The organism is Burkholderia sp. Se-20378, from assembly GCF_017104665.1.
GTDB lineage: Bacteria > Pseudomonadota > Gammaproteobacteria > Burkholderiales > Burkholderiaceae > Burkholderia > Burkholderia lata.
Genome location: NZ_JAAGPG010000004.1, coordinates 27,803 through 43,421 on the forward strand (window position 1 = coordinate 27,803; position 15,619 = coordinate 43,421).

General features: G+C 65.1%; 14 protein-coding genes and 1 pseudogene. 8 read left to right on the forward strand and 7 right to left on the reverse strand.

Annotated features, from left to right (window positions below; all coding sequences use genetic code 11):
- Positions 1-883: 883 nt before the first annotated feature.
- Entirely contained in the window at positions 884-2,827 is a 1,944-nt protein-coding gene (locus G3N93_RS01560; RefSeq protein WP_206132167.1) for a putative Ig domain-containing protein, read from the forward strand.
- 154 nt (positions 2,828-2,981) lie between these two features.
- Here the strand turns inward: G3N93_RS01560 and G3N93_RS01565 are convergent, their stop codons facing one another.
- Positions 2,982-3,962, reverse strand: coding sequence for a YafY family protein (locus tag G3N93_RS01565; RefSeq protein ID WP_174939233.1), 981 nt, complete (start codon positions 3,960-3,962; stop codon positions 2,982-2,984).
- Between the two features lie 123 nt (positions 3,963-4,085).
- On the opposite strand from G3N93_RS01565, the gene G3N93_RS01570 reads away from it, so the two are divergent.
- Positions 4,086-4,748 (forward strand): glutathione S-transferase family protein, encoded by a 663-nt coding sequence (locus G3N93_RS01570; protein ID WP_206132168.1) that lies wholly within the window; start codon positions 4,086-4,088, stop codon positions 4,746-4,748.
- A 74-nt stretch (positions 4,749-4,822) separates the two neighbouring features.
- Here the strand turns inward: G3N93_RS01570 and G3N93_RS01575 are convergent.
- Positions 4,823-4,948 (reverse strand): annotated as a pseudogene (locus G3N93_RS01575) (alpha/beta hydrolase); the annotation flags it as partial.
- Between the two features lie 238 nt (positions 4,949-5,186).
- Between G3N93_RS01575 and G3N93_RS01580 the strand changes: the two are divergent.
- The 3 genes from G3N93_RS01580 (at position 5,187) to G3N93_RS01590 (ending at position 8,011) form a co-directional block, all read left to right on the forward strand.
- Positions 5,187-6,104, forward strand: a complete 918-nt coding sequence (locus G3N93_RS01580) for an acetoacetate decarboxylase family protein (RefSeq protein ID WP_174933526.1) — start codon at positions 5,187-5,189, stop codon at positions 6,102-6,104.
- 42 nt (positions 6,105-6,146) lie between these two features.
- Entirely contained in the window at positions 6,147-7,391 is a 1,245-nt protein-coding gene (locus G3N93_RS01585) for a trans-acting enoyl reductase family protein (protein WP_206132169.1), read from the forward strand.
- A 128-nt stretch (positions 7,392-7,519) separates the two neighbouring features.
- The gene (locus tag G3N93_RS01590) at positions 7,520-8,011 is read left to right on the forward strand and encodes a MerR family transcriptional regulator (protein ID WP_206132187.1); all 492 of its coding nucleotides are present in this window, start codon (positions 7,520-7,522) and stop codon (positions 8,009-8,011) included.
- A gap of 21 nt (positions 8,012-8,032) precedes the next feature.
- Here the strand turns inward: G3N93_RS01590 and G3N93_RS01595 are convergent, their stop codons facing one another.
- Complete coding sequence (locus G3N93_RS01595) at positions 8,033-8,716, reverse strand: type 1 glutamine amidotransferase domain-containing protein (protein WP_206132170.1); 684 nt, start codon at positions 8,714-8,716, stop codon at positions 8,033-8,035.
- Between the two features lie 132 nt (positions 8,717-8,848).
- On the reverse strand, positions 8,849-9,502 hold the full coding sequence (locus G3N93_RS01600) for a TetR/AcrR family transcriptional regulator (RefSeq protein WP_206132171.1): 654 nt from the start codon (positions 9,500-9,502) through the stop codon (positions 8,849-8,851).
- Between the two features lie 99 nt (positions 9,503-9,601).
- Between G3N93_RS01600 and G3N93_RS01605 the strand changes: the two genes are divergently transcribed.
- Entirely contained in the window at positions 9,602-11,077 is a 1,476-nt protein-coding gene (locus tag G3N93_RS01605) for a coniferyl aldehyde dehydrogenase (protein WP_174933520.1), read from the forward strand.
- Positions 11,078-11,197: 120 nt separating this feature from the next.
- Here the strand turns inward: G3N93_RS01605 and G3N93_RS01610 are convergent, their stop codons facing one another.
- Positions 11,198-12,076, reverse strand: a complete 879-nt coding sequence (locus G3N93_RS01610; protein ID WP_206132172.1) for a LysR substrate-binding domain-containing protein — start codon at positions 12,074-12,076, stop codon at positions 11,198-11,200.
- A gap of 132 nt (positions 12,077-12,208) precedes the next feature.
- Here G3N93_RS01610 and G3N93_RS01615 point away from each other — a divergent pair, with 132 nt between their 5' ends.
- Positions 12,209-12,841, forward strand: a complete 633-nt coding sequence (locus G3N93_RS01615) for an FMN-dependent NADH-azoreductase (protein ID WP_206121499.1) — start codon at positions 12,209-12,211, stop codon at positions 12,839-12,841.
- Between the two features lie 89 nt (positions 12,842-12,930).
- Here the strand turns inward: G3N93_RS01615 and G3N93_RS01620 are convergent, their stop codons facing one another.
- Positions 12,931-13,548: a LysE family translocator gene (locus G3N93_RS01620; protein WP_174933514.1), complete on the reverse strand. Its 618-nt coding sequence runs from the start codon at positions 13,546-13,548 to the stop codon at positions 12,931-12,933.
- 67 nt (positions 13,549-13,615) lie between these two features.
- Here G3N93_RS01620 and G3N93_RS01625 point away from each other — a divergent pair, with 67 nt between their 5' ends.
- The gene (locus G3N93_RS01625) at positions 13,616-14,539 is read left to right on the forward strand and encodes a LysR family transcriptional regulator (RefSeq protein ID WP_206132173.1); all 924 of its coding nucleotides are present in this window, start codon (positions 13,616-13,618) and stop codon (positions 14,537-14,539) included.
- 129 nt (positions 14,540-14,668) lie between these two features.
- Here the strand turns inward: G3N93_RS01625 and G3N93_RS01630 are convergent, their stop codons facing one another.
- The gene (locus tag G3N93_RS01630) at positions 14,669-15,541 is read right to left on the reverse strand and encodes a LysR family transcriptional regulator (RefSeq protein ID WP_206132174.1); all 873 of its coding nucleotides are present in this window, start codon (positions 15,539-15,541) and stop codon (positions 14,669-14,671) included.
- Positions 15,542-15,619: the final 78 nt, after the last annotated feature.

The following is a 15,619-nucleotide window of genomic DNA, read 5'->3' on the forward strand; positions in this document are numbered from 1 at the left end:
TATCGGTTTTATTGCCAGGCGGACCTTCCGGGTTCTCACGGGCGCGACGGTCTTGCTCGCGACACCGCGGGTGCAGCCCGTTTTTTGCAGGCACGTGCCGATGACGGTCACGCTCGCTTGACATGTTTCGTGCGGGTGCGCGTCGGGCAGGCGATCGGGAGAGGCCGAGCCGCATGCCCGCTTGCGACCACGCGCGGACGAACCGGAACGGCGATCAGGAAGAAGACGTCGCGGAATCGGCATCCGGGTTGACTGGCGGTATCGCACCTTGCCCGTGAAGACGACCTGCGGGAGCAGGAAACGTGTGCCGCTTGATCAGGGGAAACCGATGTCGCTTGCTGCTGCCTGTCCGCGGGATTCGAGTGAATCCGATTCGTGACGGACAGGGTAAGAGCATGTCAACGGCAAGCCAATTGAGCGTTTCCGAAGTGTCGATTCGAGCGCGGCGAATCCGGCGGGTGGGTGCAGGGATTTCCCTGCGGCGGAAGTGGCCTGACTGCGGTGTGAGCTTTCGTTGTACGGAATTGACCGATCGACTGAGCAGCAGGTGGATTCTGCATCCAGGTCTTTGCACCAACCAGGCGGCTTGCGTGAACGATCGCCGGGCCTGGCGGCGGTCAATCCCGTTCGGGATGCCGGCCGCGGGATGCCGCGTTTATGTTCGTCGACGAGGGGACGATTCTTGGTGAGCGGGCATCCCGCCGTTTGACATTTATTGAAGAAATCTTCTTGAAAATATCTGGTAATCTTCGTCGGCATTTCGTCAGAATTGCGTGTCCTGAAGAGAGGCTGCATCGGTTGCTTCCGGTGCGAAAAACAGTTTCAATTAATCTGTAAAACTAAATAAATGAGAGCGTGCGTTCATTCGCGGGGGAGCAGGGTCATGATTCGAATCGGACGAAAACTTTGGCCGGCATGCGGGCTGGTGCTTGCCGTATCGCTGACGGGGTGTGGTGGTGGCGACGGGTCCGGCGACCAGAACGTGTCGCGTACAACGGACAGTGCAGTCGTTTCCCCGGCCGGTCTTTCCTACCTCATGCCGGTCGCCGTATATCGAGTCGGTGAAAGCATCACGCCGAATACCCCGTCCAGTAGTGGTAGCGCGATTACCATATACAGCATATCGCCGGCGCTACCAGCCGGACTTGTACAAGATCCGCGCACTGGCGTCATCAGCGGTGTACCGTCCACGGTTGCGTCGAGCGAAATTTACACGGTGACGGGAAACAACGCTCAGGGAAGTGTCACGGCGCGGATGCAGATAGAGGTGAAGCCGCTTACCGTTGCTCCCGCAGCCATTGCCTACGGGAACGAAGCGATCATCCTCACCGCCGGTAAAGCCGTCACGGGCATCGTCCCCGTCACATCTGGCGGCGGGGCGGCGCAATTCACGATATCGCCGCCATTGCCGAGCGGGCTCGCACTTGATCCGGCGACCGGCGCAATCGTGGGAACGCCAACGGCAGCCACCGGCCCGGCTTCTTACCGGGTGACCGGCAGCAACAGCGCAGGCAACGCAACGACACAGTTCACGCTCGAAGTGCGAGAGGCAGTGGTCCCGCCATTGCATCTCGAGTATGCAAACCAGACCGTGACTTATAAAGTTGGCCAGGTGATTGCGCCGAATGTGCCGAAGTCGGCGGGCGGCAGCATTACGCAGTACGCGGTATCCCCGGCATTGCCTGAAGGGTTGAGTCTGAACGCGCAGACGGGCGCGATCGGCGGGACACCGACCCGTGCTCAAGGCCCGATGACATTCCTGATTTCGGGAAGCAACGGCGCGGGCACGATACAGGCACAACTGAATATTTCGGTGATCCTGGCGACGAGTGGTGAATGGGTGCCTGGCGGCAGCATGTTCGAGGCGCGGGCCTGGCATACGGCAACGTTGCTATCCAGCGGTGAAGTTCTGGTGGCGGGTGGAGTGGGTACGGGCGGGCTGGTTGACATGGCCGAGCGATACAACCCGGTAAACGGCGCATGGGCGCTTGCAGGAAAAATGCAGACCTCACGCACCGAACACACGGCAACCAGGCTGGCGAATGGCAAGGTGCTGGTGGCCGGTGGGACCACGACACGGACGGCGGAATTGTACGATCCGTCAACCGGTACGTGGACCCCTGTCGGCCACATGAAGCGTGGGCGAAGTAAGGCGACATCGACACTGTTGCCGGACGGCAGGGTCCTGGTGGTTGGCGGCATCGAGATAGGCGATTTCGGCACCTACGTTGCCGAGGCCGAGTTGTTCGATCCAGTCAGCGGGACGTGGACGACCACCGGCAGTCTGAATGTCGCGCGGGCGCATCACATCGCAACGTTGCTGCCCGGCGGAAGAGTGCTGGTGGCGGGCGGGGGCAGTCCGGCCGGCATCACGGCGACGGCCGAGCTATACGATGTACGCAGTGGCACGTGGACCCTTGCTCGCGATATGAATGTCAAGCGATCCAGCCCGACCGCGGCGATGCTGCCGAATGGCAAGGTACTGGTGGCAGGCGGAACGAGTGCTTCGCTTACTGCCGAGCAGTATGATCCGGTGACCGGGGCCTGGACACTGACGGGGCCGATGGTCATGCCGCGTGTTGAAGCTCAAGCCACCGGGCTGCCGGATGGGCGTGTCGTCGTGACGGGCAACTACGACGCCAGTTACAGCGGGAATGGTACGTCGGCGGAGATTTTTGATCCGGCCACCGGGAACTGGGCTGCGATTGCGAATATGAGCGATCCACGATCGATGCATGCGGCCACGTTGTTGACCGATGGATCGGTGCTGGTCACCGGCAGTTACCATCACTCGAGACTCTACGCGTCATCTGAACGATTCCGTTGATGCCGGATGCAAGCTGCGAGTCAATCAAGCAGCTACCGTTCTTGCCGGGTTGTCGGCGTATGTGCTCGGCTGGTTCCGACGCATCGCCGATAACTGCCCGGTCGCTCGTGGGAACGCACCGTGCGACGGCTGCGTTGCAGCGAAAGCCCGCGCTTCAATCGTCGCTTGCTCGATAAAGCGCCTGCATCTGCGACAACGCTTCGAAGAATTGATCCTTGAGCGCTTGCGGCCCGAGGATTTTCACGTGTGCGCCGTACCCCAGCAGTTTCCGTGCGCCGTGCTCGATGGATTCGATCGGCATCAGGAACACCTTCCATCCCGGCGGTACCTCCGCGCTGCCGGTATCCTGCGACGCCGGCTCGGCCTTGACCCGCGCGTTGGCCAGCCAGGTCTCGCCGCGCGGCGACACGGCGATATGGGCAGTTAGCCGATTGAGGTCGGTTTCGTACCGGCTCATCGCGTCGCGCCAGTGCGTCGCGAGGTCGAATCGCGCGGGACGCTTGAAGCGGCGGCGCGTTGCGTCGAGTTCGAGGATATTCGCGAGCCGGAACGTGAGTGCGCCCGGCTTGCCGACCACCTTGGCAATCAGGTACCAGGCGCCGCCCTTGAGCACCAGGCCGAGCGGTTCGAGTTCGCGGCGGGACACGCTGCTCCAGCTCTGATACTTCACGTCGATACGATACGAACCCCACACCGCATCGGCGACTTCACGCAGGAATGCCGGCGTTTCCTGCGCCCGGTACCAATCCACGGTGTCGACGTGCAGCCGGCTGGCGACGCGATCGGCGTGCTCGCGTGAGCCGGGCGGCAGGCTGGCGATCATCTTCAGCCGCGCGGAAGTCGCCATACCGTCGAGGCCGAGTTCTCTCGCCGGCCCCGGCAAGCCCGCCAGAATCAGCGCATGCGCTTCTTGCTCGGTGAGCCCGGTGAGATCGGTACGCCAGCCGTCGCTCAACTGAAAGCCGCCGTTGCGGCCGCGATCGCCCCAGATCGGCACGCCGGCCGTGGAAAGCTGGTCGATGTCGCGCAGGATCGTGCGCTCGGATACTTCCAATGCTTCGGCGAGCGCCGGGGCGGTCATCCGGCCGCGCGCTTGCAGCATCATCATGATCGACAACAGGCGGCTCGCTTTCATGAGCGACACGTTACCGCAAATACCTGACATGAGGTGTCATGTTTTCGGCCTTATGCTGTGCCGCATTCCTGGTCTGTTTCATCGACGCAGGTTGCGCAGCATGACACCACAGGGGATCAAACGATGAAGATCATTTCCGGGCCGCTGAGCATGTTCGGGGCGAAGGTCGAGATTGCGGCGCACGAGAAGGGCATCGACTTCGAGCTGGTGATGGTGCCGTTCAGCCAGCAGCGCGGCTACGATCCCAGACATCCGGATGTGTTGCGCATCAACCCGAAGCGGCAGGTGCCGGTGCTGATCGACGGCGATCTGGAGCTGTTCGATTCCACGCAGATCTTCGAGTATCTCGAGGATCTGAAGCCTGATCCCGCGCTATGGCCGGCGCATCCGGCGGCGCGCGCGATCGCGCGTCAGCTCGAACACTGTAGCGACGAGATCTATTTTCCTCACGTCGTCCGGCTGATGGGGCTGGAGGGGACACCGGACGATCCGGCGGCACAGGCTGCGCGCGCCGAAGCGGCCCACAACTATCGGCGCATGGAGCGCGTGCTGGCGGATCGCGCGTTTCTGGCCGGAACGTATTCCTACGCCGACATCGCGTTCTACATGGCGCAGTTGTTCGGCGCGCGCAAGGGCGCACCGATGACGGACGAAACCCCCTGCCTGCTCGCGTGGCGTGAACGGATGACCGCACGTCCGGCGGTGCGCAAAGTCGCCGGTGCGATGGCCGGCTATCTTGCATCGATCGGGGAAGCGGTTCCCGATTTCCTTCGCGAGATCGACTAGCTGCGTTCGAGAGCGGGCAGGAGACGGCCTTCAGCCGCAGGGGCAACGGAAGGCCGCAGTGGCATTGTCGGCGTTCAGCCGCGGATGAACGCGAGCAGATCGGCGTTGATCGTCTCGGCATTGGACGTGGGCATGCCATGCGGGAAGCCCGCATACGTCTTCAACGTGCTGTTCCTCGCCAGCTTTGCCGACAGGAGACCGGTTGCGCAATCCGGGCGAGGTGTCGCCACCCGGCAAGGGCCGCCGCACGACCGCCAAATGATCCGACGCCGGCGCGACGAGCGCCTGCCGGTTGCCCGGACGCAATCCGACGTGCCCCTCTACTCGGGGCCTTGACCTTAAAGTTGACTTAAATCTTAGAGTGCTTGCTGACGGCGGTGAGTCAGCGGGCATCGGGTGTTGCCTGCCACGGTCGATCATCGACGAGAGGCGACGAACATGGACAGGCGGTTTACACAGGTCGAATTCGGTCCACACAAGATTGACGTGCCGGAAGGCGGGTATTACGACCGGTTCCGGATGAACCCTGACCTCGACGAGGTGGCGCGCGATCCCGCGGCGGGGAACATCGATTTTTTCCGTCGGATTCCGAAGCGTCAGGTTGCGTCGAGGGTCGGCCCGACCTGGGCGCCGAATTTCTACTACCGTTCCAGCAGCATTCAGCTGCTGTTCCTTGCGCCGCTCGAACGCCTGCGGACCACGCTGCCGGTGCCGCTCGAGCCGCTACGCGCGCTCCCCGGGTACGGGCTGGTCGCGCTGACCTTCTTCTCGTATTCGGTGTGCGACAACGATCCGTATGACGAAGTGTCGGTCGCGGTGGTGATCCGGCGGCCCGGCGCGACGGGGTCGCACGCGCTCGAACTGATCGACTCGATGCGGCGCCGGAGCTTCTTCGCGCACGTGCTGGCGCTGCCGGTCACCACGGAAATCGCGCGGGTGCGCGGCGTGCACGGCTATCAGCTGCCCAAGTGGCTCGCCGACATCGACGTGAACCTCGGCGCCACCGCCAGCGCCCGCATTGCCGGCCCGGGCGGGCGGCCGGACCTGAGCCTGAGCGTGCCGATGCCCGAGCTGACCGACGTCGCGTCGCAGTCGCACATGGGCACGTCGACGATGATCAATCGCATCGACGGCGAATGGCACCAGACATTAGTGCAGACGAATGCGCTATCGTTCGCCCAGCGCCTGCTGCCGCGCAACGTCGAGCTCGTGCGGCACGGCGGTCCGTTGAGCCAGTTGCTCGACGGGCTGGGCGCGTCCACCATCCTGCGTCTCGACGTGGTGAAGGACGCGCAACTGGTGCTGAACCTGCCGACCCCGTTGAAGGCCTTCGATGAACCCGGAAAGCAACACTGACGCCACGCAACGCCGCGGCACGCCCGCGCGAAGGAATCGCCCATGACCCGGCCGACCCACGATCTCGTCGTATTTGGCGCCACCAGTTTCGTCGGGCAGATTCTCGCCCGCTACCTGTCCGAGTACCTGTCGGGCTCCGCAGAGACACTGCGCTGGGCCATCGCCGGCCGCTCCGAAGCCAAGCTCAGGCAGGTACGGGATTCGCTGGGCGCGGCCGGGCAGTCGGTGCCGATCATCGTTGCCGACGCAGCCGACGAAGCGCAGCTTCGCGCGCTCTGCGCGCAAACGCGGGTGGTCGTGTCCACCGTCGGCCCCTACGCGCTTTACGGGGAACCGCTGGTCAGGGTCTGCGCGGAAACCGGCACCGACTACTGCGACCTCACCGGCGAGACGCAGTGGATCAAGCGGATGATCGACAAGTACGAGCCCGCGGCCCGGCAATCCGGCGCGCGCATCGTCCATTGCTGCGGCTTCGATTCGGTGCCGTCGGACATGGGCGTGTTCTTCCTGCAGCAGCAGGCGCGGCAGCAGTGGGGCCTGCCGGCCGCGCAGGTGAAGATGCGGGTGAAAACGCTGAAGGGCGGCGCGTCGGGCGGCACGGTGGCGAGCGTGATCAACGTCGTCCGGGAAGCGGCAGCCGATCCCGCGTTGCGCCGGGAACTGCTCGATCCGTATTCGCTGTGCCCGAAGGGGCATGGCTTCACGGCACGTCAGCATGCGGTGCGATCCGCCGCATTCGATCGCGATTTCGATGCGTGGATCGCCCCCTTCGTGATGGCGGCGGTGAACGAGCGGGTCGTGCATCGCTCCAATGCGCTTGCCGGAGACGCGTACGGCAGCCGCTTCACGTATGACGAAGCGGTGATGACGGGCACGGGCCTCAAGGGCCGCCTGACCGCGGTGACGATGGTGGCCGGCCTTGGCGCGTTCATGGTGGGTGTCCTCGTCAAGCCGGTGCGCAGCCTGATGGAGCGCTTCCTGCTGCCGAAGCCCGGCGAGGGGCCGAGCCCCGCGGCGCAGCTGGCCGGCCGCTACGATCTGCGCTTCTTCGGCCGTACCGACGACGGAAAGACCTTGCGCGTGAAAGTCACCGGCGACCGCGATCCGGGCTACGGCTCCACCGGCAAGATGCTCGGCCAGGCCGCGATCAGTCTCGCTCTGGATTGCGCGGGCGACGGCGTCAAGACCGGCCGCGGCGGCGGCTTCTGGACGCCCGCGACGATGTTCGACGCGCGCTACATCGAGCGGCTGGTTCGCCATGCGGGGCTGCGTTTCGAGGTGATTTGAGCGCGCGCCGTCCGCTCGCCATTCGACGGGAAGCCGATAAAGATCGGATTGCGAATCAACATCGGGAGACAGCTGACAATCACGACGGGGCTGATGGCCGGACCGATCCGGCCAGGGAGTATCGGAACATGAAGATCGGGGAACTGGCGGAACGCACCGGCCTGACTCCTTCGCGCATCCGCTTTTACGAACGCATCGGTCTGTTGACGCTCGTCGAACGCGCAGCGAACGGCTATCGCACGTATCCGCAGGAAGCGGTGACGGTGCTCGATCTGATCACGGCCGCGCAGAAGGCGGATTTCAGTCTCGACGAGATTCGCACGATGATGCCGGCCGACCTCGCGCAGTGGCCCTGCGATGCGTTGCTGGAGGCACTCTGCCGCAAGGTGCAGGACATCGAGGCGCTGGAGGCGCGGCTCGCGCGAAGCAAGGCGCAGGTCATGTCGCTGATCGCCGAGATCGCCGCGAAGCCGGAGTCGGTCGATTGTGCGACCCATGCGAAGCGATTGCTGGCGCGGATTCCGCCGGGGAATGCAGTGGATGAGGGTGGCGGTGAGGTGACGACCGCCGCCGCCGTCGATCGTGATGAAGCGGTTGTGCGCCGGTCGACCCGCGCTTAGGCGGCGCGCCGGCGTATCACGTCACAGCAACGCGACGACCTGTTCCGCGGTCGCCTTCGCCGATTGCGGATTCTGGCCGGTCACGAGTCGGCCGTCGACGACGACGTTCGACGTGAACGGCAGCAGCGCCTTCTCGTAGCGCGCGCCACGCTCCTGCATCTGCTGCTCGACGTTGTAGGGCACCTTCTTCGCGACGCCGGCCAGGATTTCCTCCACCCACGAGTAGCCGGTGATCCGGCGTCCGGCAACCAGCAGCGAGCCGTCCGACAGCGTCGTGTTCAGCAGCCCGCAGTAGCCGTGACAGACCGACGACACGATGCCGCCGCGCTCGTAGATCTCGCGCGTGAGCCGCTGCAGCCCCGCATCGTCCGGGTAGTCCCACATCACCGCATGGCCGCCGGTGAAGTAGATCGCATCGAAATCGGCCGGATCGATCTCGTCGGGGCGCGCGGTGCTGGCCAGCAGCGCCGCGTTGGCCTGGTCGGCGCGCCACGCTTTCGCGGCGGCGTCGGCATGCGGCCATTTGAGCGAGCGCGGCTCCAGCGGCGACTCGCCGCCCTTGGGGCTCACGAGCCGCTGCTCATAGCCTTTCGCCGCGAAGATGTGATGGGCGTGGGTCAGCTCGGACAGCCACAGGCCGGTCGGTTGCGACGGATCGGCGTAATGCGCGACGTTGCTGACCACGTGAAGGATGCGCTTGCTCATGATGCGGTTTCCCTTTCATCGGCCACGGGCGGGCGTCTGTGACGCACCGCCGGATTGTCGGATGGCAGTCCCCATACCCATGACCTCGATACGCTGCCGAGGCAAACCATAACCTTTAAGCAAAGTTGAAGGTCAAGGCCCTTTCGTTTTCGCTGCCCGCGCAGGGGCCGCAGGCAGCACGAGGCCGTCCAGCAAGGTGGTCAGCGCATCTTCGATCGCGTGATCGCCGACCTTCTCGCGCACCAGCCGCCCGTCGATCGCCAGCATCGTCAGGCCATGCAGATGCGCCCAGCAGGCGGTCGCCTGGCCGAGCGCCGGGCGCGGACGGATCGTGCCGGCGTGCTGGCCGTGTTCCAGGATGTCGACGACCAGCAGGAACGGCGCCTGCACGCGCGGATCGAGATGGATGTCCGTGGGCTCCCCGGCATCCGCGGCAAACATCAGTCGATAGAGATCCGGGTTGCGCTGGCCGAACGCGAGATGGGCGTAAGCGAGCGCGAGCAGTACGTCTGGGGCGTCCGCCGCGGGATCGACGGACGCGGTGAGGTCTTCGTGCAGCCGATCGAAGCCGATCAGCGCGAGCTCGTGCAGCAACGCGGCCTTGTCCGGGAAATGCCGGTAGGGCGCCGAGTGACTGACGTTCGCGCGCCGCGCGATTTCGCGCAGCGTGAACTGCCAGCCCTGTTGCTCCTGCAGCGTGTCGAGCGCCGTTTCGATGATCGCGCGACGCAGATCCCCGTGGTGATAAGCCTTTTGCCCGGCGTCCGCATCCACATCCGACGACATCGCGTTGCTCCTATGTTGACAGGGAACACATTGTGGTCCTATGATCCGCCGCATGCAAGTTGACAGTGTCTACATCGACACAACCTCGTGAGGTGCACCATGGCCGTTTCCGCAGAATCCAGCTCGAGCTTCGACCCGGCGGTGTTGCTGTCCCGCCAGCGCAACGCGTTCGTCAGCGAGGGGCCGCCGAGCGTGCAGCAGCGCAAGGCCCGGCTCGCGCGGCTGCGCGCCGTGGTGCTCGCGTATCGCCGCGAAGTGGAGGAGGCGATCAGCGCCGATTTCGGGCATCGTTCGCGACACGAGACCGCGATCATGGAACTGGTCGGCGTGGTCCAGGCGATCGACTACCTGACGCGCAACCTGCGCCGCTTCACGAAGCCGCAGCGCCGGCACGTCGGGCTCCTTTATCGGGCCGGGCAGGCGCACATCGAATACCAGCCGCTGGGTGTGATCGGCGTGATGGCGCCGTGGAATTACCCGTTCGCGCTCACGCTCATTCCGCTGGCCACCGCGCTGGCCGCGGGCAACCGCGCGATGCTCAAGCCGTCGGAACTGACGCCGCGCACCAGCGAAGTGATGCGCCGGATGCTCGCGGAAACCTTCCCGAGCGAAGAAGTCGCGGTCGTGCTTGGCGGCCCGGAAGTCGGCGCCGCCTTCAGCGGCTTGCCGTTCGACCATCTGCTGTTCACCGGCAGCACGCAGGTGGGCCGCAAGGTCATGAAGGCGGCCAGCGACAATCTGGTGCCGGTGACGCTCGAACTCGGCGGCAAGAGCCCGGCGATCGTCGCGAGAGGGCATGTCGATGGCCGGACGATGTCCAGCATCGTGTTCGGCAAGCTGTCGAACGCCGGGCAGACCTGCGTCGCGCCCGACTATGCGCTTGTGCATGAAGACGACCTCGACGCGTTCGTTGCGCAATACGATGCGGCCGTCGCGCGCTTCTACCCAGACGGGCCGACCAGCCCGGATTACACGTCGATCGTCAGCGACCGGCATTTCGATCGCCTGAAAGGTCTTGTCGACGAAGCGCGCAGCAAGGGCGCACGCGTGATCGAGGCGGGCGTGAACCCGCGGCAGGCGGCCACCCGCAAGCGGACGCTCGCGCCCACGCTGATCGTCGGGGCCGGCGACGATACCACCGTGATGCAGGAAGAGATCTTCGGGCCGATCCTGCCGGTGCGCACGTATCGCACGATCGACGAAGTCGTCGACTACGTGAATGCGCGTCCGCGGCCGCTCGCGCTGTATTACTTCGGCGCGCAGGACAGCGACTGCGAATCGTTGCTGAAGCGCACCACGTCGGGCAACGTCGGCATCAACAACACGCTCCTGCATGTCGCGCAGGAAGACTTGCCGTTCGGCGGCGTCGGTCCGAGCGGGATGGGCGCGTATCACGGCATCGAGGGATTCCGCGCGATGAGCCATGCCAAGGGCGTGTTCGTGCTGGGGCGCTGGAACCTGCCGAGCCTGCTGCGCGCGCCGTTCGGCAAGCTCGCGGATCTGTCGCTGGCGGCATTGCTCGGGCGCAGCCGGGAACCGGAGGGCGTGCGCGCGGGATTGAGCGCGAAACGCTGAGGCCGACGACGCACCGCGACGGGCGCGCGGCTGTTTCGTCAGCAGCGCGCCGTTGTGGTCGGTCGAACGGGAATGCATCGGTGAGCGCCTGGATCGACCCTCGACCGTGAAGGACGCCCGCTAAGGCCTGCTGCGCGTGCCGGCCCCGTTGCGAATGGCGGTTTCATCGACAATCGTCGCGGCGAATTCGACGGCGGCCGGCATCTCCGCGTCGTGCATCATCACGAATTCCATTTCCGGCAGCGCCGGCAAGCCTTCGGACACGCCCAGCTCGCGGAGCGTGTCGTCGATCGCGCTGCGCGGCACCGGCGCGATCGCGATGCCGGCGCGTGCAATCGTCCGGATGCCCGTGACGCTCGGGCTTTCGCAGGCGATGCGATAGCGCATGCCAGCGAGTGCGAGCGCCTTGATGGCAGCGCCCCGGTACGGGCACGGATCGGGGAAGCACGCGAGCGGCACGTCGCCTTCCGGCAGCGGCTCATGGCGCGCGAACGCCCAGACGAGCGGTTCTCGCCACAACGTCGCGCCCTGGCCCATGTGCGCGCACCGGCTGCCGATCACGAGATCGAATTCGCCGTCAGCGTGCCGTCGAAACAGGCTGTCGCCGACGTCGACCGTCAGGTTCAGCCGCAAGCCGCGCCGCGCGACGCCATGGCGGCGCATCACGTCGGGAAGCCAGCCTCCCGCAACCTCCTCCGAGGCGCCGATGCGCAGCGTGACATCGACTGCGTTGCCGGCGCCCAGCCTCGTCCTCGCTTCCTCGCTCAGATTGAGCATCGCGCGCGCGTAGCCGAGCAGCATCTGGCCATGCTCGGTGAGCGATACGCTGCGTGTATTGCGCACGAGCAGCGCCCGGCCGACCTGCTCCTCGAGACGAACGATCTGGGCGCTGACCGCGGATTGGCTGAGATTCAGCCTCCGACCTGCGCCGGTAAAGCTCCGCACGTCGGCGACGGCGACAAACGTATGAAGCAGCGACGTGTCGAGGGGCGGGGTCATTGATCACCAATCCGGGTTAATTTAATCAATTCATATCGTTTCCGGATTATAGGTCGATCCGATAGGCTGGGAAGTGCAGTGGGCGACCGCGCATCCCGCGCGTCGCCGTCACTTTCGGCAAGGACCGTTTTCATGACACGCGTGCTCTATATCGAAGGCTCACCCAACAAGGACTATTCGGCATCCATCGACGTGTGCAATGCCTTTCTCGACGCGTATAAGCACGCTCATCCCGATCACGAGATACAGAAGCTCGACATCTGGAACCTGGCGATACCCGAATTCGACGAAGCCGCGCTGGCCGCTAAATATGCGGGACTGAGCGGCAAGGCGTTGACGCCGTCTCAGGCGACGGCATGGCAACGGATCGAGCAGCTCGCGGCGCCGTTCCACGAAGCGGACAAGTTGCTGTTCGGCGTGCCGCTGTGGAATTTCAGTATTCCGTACAAACTCAAGCACCTGATCGATGTGATCTCGCAGAAGGACGTGCTGTTCACGTTCGACGGCGCAGGTTTCGCCGGCAAGCTGGCCGGGAAAAAGGCGGCGGTGGTCTACGCGCGCGGGCTCGGTTATCAGTCACCGGGCTCGTTTACGCCGGCGGCCGAGTTCGATCTTCAGCGCCCGTACATGGAGACCTGGCTCAGGTTCGTGGGCGTGAAGGACGTCACGGGCATCGTCGTCGAGCGCACGTTGTTCGGCCCCGACGGAACGGTCGATCGCAGTCGCGCGATCGACGAAGCCCGCACGATCGCGCGAACGTTCTGACGCTGCCGAACGGAGCAACCGGCGGTGCATTCGGCGTGCCAGCGAAGCGCGCCCGCCCGTTGCATCGGCACGCGGCGCGGTGGCCGGACTCAGCGCCCGCCGCGCGCGATGGCAAGCGCGACGCCGAAGCCCACGAGCAGGCAGCCGAAGGTGCGGTCGATCCAGTGCCGCAGCGCCAGCAGGCGGTCACGGACGGCCGTCGCGGAGAAGCACAGGGCCACCAGGCTGAACCAGCCGGCATGGGCGACCGCGATGAACGCGCCGTAGCCGATCTGCACGATCAACGGCGTGTCGGGCCGCACGGCCTGCATGAACAGGCTGACGATGAACACCGTGGTCTTGGGGTTCAGCGCATTGGTCAGGAAGCCGGTGCGCAGCGCGGCCAGGTCGGACAACGGTGCGACCCGCGTGTCGGGCTGCCCGTTGCCGGCCTTCGTCATGAGCATCTTCACGCCCAGGTAGATCAGGTAGATCGCACCGACCAGCTTGACGGCATTGAACAGCCACAGCGACTGGCGGATCAGCAGGCCGACGCCCAGCAGCGTGTAGCTCACGTGCACCGTCACGCCGAGCCCGATACCGAGCGCGGTGAGCACGCCGGAGCGGCGCGACAGCATCAGGCTGTTGCGCGTGACCATCGCGAAGTCCGGCCCCGGGCTGATCACGGCCAGCAGCGTGATGGTGACTACAACTATCAGTTCGGTCATCGTGTTGTCCTTGCGATTGATGGCTTGATGGCGCAATCTTATGGGTCATGTTCGATCGGGAAAAGCGATGATTTCTGACCAGGATGGTGAGTTTGACTCACAATCCGTTCGCGCCAACCTGCCCTCGCTGATGGCGTTGCGCTGCTTCGAGGCGGCGGCGCGTCACGAGAATTTCAGCCGTGCCGCCGACGAGCTGTGCCTGACCCATGGCGCGGTCAGCCGCGCGGTGCGATTGCTCGAGGATGACCTGGGCGTGGCGCTGTTCGAGCGGCGCAGCCGTCGGGTGTTCCTGACCGACGCGGGCCGCAAGCTGGCGCAGGCCGTCCATGACGGGTTGGGGCTGATGCGTCACGCCGCGCAGGAATTGCGCACCGAGGCTGCCCGGGCGCGGCGCTGGGTTCTGTCTTGCGAACCGACGCTGCTGATGCGCTGGCTGATTCCGCGCTGGCCGGATTTTCAGGCGCGGCATGCGGGCGTCGACATTCACCTGGCTGCGGCGGGCGGCCCGTTTTCATTCGACAGCGGCATCGACATGGCGATTCGGCGCAACGACTTTGCGTGGCCAGCGGGCTATCACGCGGAGCGGCTGTTCGCAGAGAAGGTGGGGCCGGTCTGCCGGCCGGATAAGGTCGATGCGTGGTTTTCCGCGCGCCGTGGTGATCGTTCGTTGAAGGCGGGCGTGCCGCAATTGCACACGCGGACACGGCCGGACGCGTGGAAGGAATGGGCGGCGGCGGCGAATCAGCCGGCCGCGGGCGGACGCGGGCAGAGGTTCGACCATTTCTATTTCAGTCTGCAGGCGGCGGTTGCGGGGCTCGGTGTCGCCATCGGCCCGTGGCATCTCGTTCGCGATGATATTGAAAGCGGTGTGCTGGTCGCGCCGATGGGGTTCGTCGAGGACGGCTCGCATTACGCCTTGTTGACACCGGAGCAGGTGGTGGCCGGGAGCGCGCAGGCGGATGTGCTGGGGTGGTTGAGGGCGGTGGTTTGAGGGTTCGCGTCAGTGGGCAGAGGGGTGGTTGACGTCGCGCGCCCCCATCGAAGGGGCGTGGTGAAGACGGGCGCAGGTATCGCGATCGGCCCCTGCGCCCGGTATCGCAGGCCACGGTGATGGCCGTCGCTACTGCCTCGAATCCGGCGCGAAGGTCTTGCCCGTCACGTCCGCGATGAAATCGATGGCCGCGCGAATCGACGGCGAATGCCTGAGATCGGCGTGCACGACCAGCCAGATTTCGCGGGAGTACGGTTCTGCGTCGAACGGCAAGCGCTGCAACCCGGGATCGCCGTCGCCCATGAACACGGGCAGACCCGCCACGCCGATTCCGGTACGGGCCGCTACCAGCTGTGTCGTGATGTCGCTGACTTCGCACGCGATGCGGCGACCTCGCGCGATCGACTCGAGCCACTTCTGATGCGGCATTTCCGCGAATTGCGCGTCGTAGCAGATGAAGGCCCAATCGTCGGGCGTCGACACGTGCGCATAGTCGCGACTCGCATAGAGCCCGAAAGCCATCTCGCCCAGCTTGCGCGTCACGTTTTGCGGCTCCTCGGGGCGGAACAGGCGCACGGCGATATCCGCTTCGCGACGGGCGAGCGATACGCTTTGCGCCTGACTGGCCATCGACAGCCGAATGCCCGGATGCAGTTGCGCGAATGCATACAGATGATTCGCGTAGAAATTGTTGGCGAGCACGGGCGGCACGCTGATCGTCACGGTACCGTGCATCGGCAGGTGTTCCGTGAGCGCGAGCCGCTCGATCGCAAACGCGTGCTCCTCCATTTTCCCGGCGAACTCGAGAATCTGCCGGCCGGCGGCGGTCGGCCGGCACGCGCGCGGCAACCTGTCGATCACACGCATCTTCAATTCGGATTCGAGTGCGGCCAGGCGACGGCTGACGGTCGCGTGGTCGACATTCAACCGCCTGGCGGCTGCGGACAGACTCCCCGCTTGAGCGACGGCAACGAAGTAACGCAGGTTTTCCCAGTCGAACATCGGTGCATTTTCTCCAGGTTGCTGTGCCGTTTTGCGGAATATTCGCACAGAAGGCGATCCTCTACGCTTCAATCCTCC